This window comes from Exiguobacterium sp. s163 (assembly GCF_018617135.1).
Classification (GTDB): domain Bacteria; phylum Bacillota; class Bacilli; order Exiguobacteriales; family Exiguobacteriaceae; genus Exiguobacterium; species Exiguobacterium profundum.
Window position 1 is genome coordinate 1,756 of record NZ_JACSJN010000015.1, and the last position, 2,890, is coordinate 4,645.

At 55.7% G+C, this 2,890-nt stretch carries 1 rRNA gene; it reads left to right on the top strand.

From position 1 onward, the window contains the following. Window positions 1–22: 22 nt before the first annotated feature. A 23S ribosomal RNA gene (locus tag KNO71_RS17450) occupies window positions 23–2,890 on the top strand; the annotation flags it as partial.

The following is a 2,890-nucleotide window of genomic DNA, read 5'->3' on the forward strand; positions in this document are numbered from 1 at the left end:
GGACCGTGTGTCTTAGACGCTAGATCAAGGTAGAAAGGGCGTACGGTGGATGCCTTGGCACTAGGAGCCGATGAAGGACGCGACGAACAGCGAAATGCTCTGGGGAGTGGTAAGTACACATCGATCCAGAGATCTCCGAATGGGGGAACCCACCGCCGGGAGACCGGCGGGACACCCACGTGAATACATAGCGTGGCGTGAGGCATACCCGGGGAACTGAAACATCTAAGTACCCGGAGGAAGAGAAAGAAAATTCGATTCCCTGAGTAGCGGCGAGCGAAACGGGAACAGCCCAAACCAGGAAGCATGCTTCCTGGGGTTGTAGGACACTCTACACGGAGTTACAAAGGGATAGGGTAGGTGAACGACCTGGAAAGGTCGGCCAGAGAAGGTGACGGCCCTGTAGCCGAAACCCCATCCCCTCCAGAGTGGATCCTGAGTACGGCGGGACACGTGAAACCCCGTCGGAATCCGGGAGGACCATCTCCCAAGGCTAAATACTTCCTAGTGACCGATAGTGAACCAGTACCGTGAGGGAAAGGTGAAAAGCACCCCGGAAGGGGAGTGAAAGAGATCCTGAAACCGTATGCCTACAAGTAGTCAGAGCCCGTTCACGGGTGATGGCGTGCCTTTTGTAGAATGAACCGGCGAGTTACGATGGCGGGCGAGGTTAAGCCGATGAGGCGGAGCCGCAGCGAAAGCGAGTCTGAACAGGGCGCATCAGTCCGTCGTCGTAGACCCGAAACCAGGTGATCTACCCATGTCCAGGATGAAGGTCAGGTAACACTGACTGGAGGTCCGAACCCACGCACGTTGAAAAGTGCGGGGATGAGGTGTGGGTAGCGGTGAAATGCCAATCGAACCTGGAGATAGCTGGTTCTCTCCGAAATAGCTTTAGGGCTAGCCTCGAGGTGAAGAGTTCTGGAGGTAGAGCACTGATTGGACTAGGGGCCCCCACAGGGTTACCGAATTCAGTCAAACTCCGAATGCCAGCAACTTGTACTCGGGAGTCAGACTGCGAGTGATAAGATCCGTAGTCGAGAGGGAAACAGCCCAGACCATCAGCTAAGGTCCCCAAGTGTATGTTAAGTGGAAAAGGATGTGGCGCTGCACAGACAACTAGGATGTTGGCTTAGAAGCAGCCACCATTCAAAGAGTGCGTAATAGCTCACTAGTCGAGTGGCGCCGCGCCGAAAATGTAACGGGGCTAAACATACCACCGAAGCTATGGATCCCGTAAGGGATGGTAGGAGAGCGTTCCAAGCAGCAGTGAAGCGGTATCGTGAGGAGCCGTGGAGCGCTTGGAAGTGAGAATGCCGGTGTGAGTAGCGAAAAGAGGGGTGAGAATCCCCTCCGTCGAAAGCCTAAGGTTTCCTGAGGAAGGCTCGTCCGCTCAGGGTTAGTCTGGACCTAAGCCGAGGCCGAAAGGCGTAGGCGATGGACAACAGGTCGATATTCCTGTACCGCCGTACCACCGTTTGAACGATGGGGGGACGCAGAAGGATAAGGTGACCGTGCGACTGGAAGTGCACGGACAAGCAGCGAGGCCGTCGGGTTGGCAAATCCGCCCGGCATACAAGGTTGAGCTGTGACGTGGAGCCCGTAGGGCGAAGCACCGGATTTCACGCTGCCAAGAAAAGCCTCTAGTGAGGAGGTCGGCGCCAGTACCGCAAACCGACACAGGTAGGCGAGATGAGAATTCTAAGACGCGCGGGATAACTCTCGTTAAGGAACTCGGCAAAATGGTCCCGTAACTTCGGGAGAAGGGACGCTTATGGCGACATAAGCCGCAGTGAATAGGCCCAAACGACTGTTTAGCAAAAACACAGGTCTCTGCTAAATCGCAAGATGAAGTATAGGGGCTGACGCCTGCCCGGTGCTGGAAGGTTAAGGGGATGTGTCATCGCAAGAGAAGCACTGAACCGAAGCCCCAGTAAACGGCGGCCGTAACTATAACGGTCCTAAGGTAGCGAAATTCCTTGTCGGGTAAGTTCCGACCCGCACGAAAGGCGTAACGATTTGGGCACTGTCTCAACGAGAGACCCGGTGAAATCATAGTACCTGTGAAGATGCAGGTTACCCGCGACAGGACGGAAAGACCCCATGGAGCTTTACTACAGCCTGATATTGAGGCTTTGTACGCGATGTACAGGATAGGTGGGAGTTTGTGAAGCCGGAGCGCCAGCTTCGGTGGAGACACCCTTGGGATACCACCCTTTGCGTATAGAGTCTCTAACTCGCAGCCGTGATCCGGCTGGAGGACCGTGTCAGGCGGGTAGTTTGACTGGGGCGGTCGCCTCCTAAACAGTAACGGAGGCGCCCAAAGGTTCCCTCAGAATGGTTGGAAATCATTCGAAGAGTGCAAAGGCAGAAGGGAGCTTGACTGCGAGACCTACAAGTCGAGCAGGGACGAAAGTCGGGCTTAGTGATCCGGTGGTTCCGCATGGAAGGGCCATCGCTCAACGGATAAAAGCTACCCTGGGGATAACAGGCTGATCTCCCCCAAGAGTCCACATCGACGGGGAGGTTTGGCACCTCGATGTCGGCTCATCGCATCCTGGGGCTGGAGTAGGTCCCAAGGGTTGGGCTGTTCGCCCATTAAAGCGGTACGCGAGCTGGGTTCAGAACGTCGTGAGACAGTTCGGTCCCTATCCGTCGTGGGCGCAGGAAATTTGAGGAGAGCTGTCCTTAGTACGAGAGGACCGGGATGGACGCACCGCTGGTGTACCAGTTGTTCCGCCAGGAGCACCGCTGGGTAGCTACGTGCGGACGGGATAAGTGCTGAAAGCATCTAAGCATGAAGCCCCCTCCGAGATGAGATTTCCCTTTGAGCAATCAAGAAAGACCCCTCAGAGACGATGAGGTAGATAGGTCATGGGTGGAAGCGTGG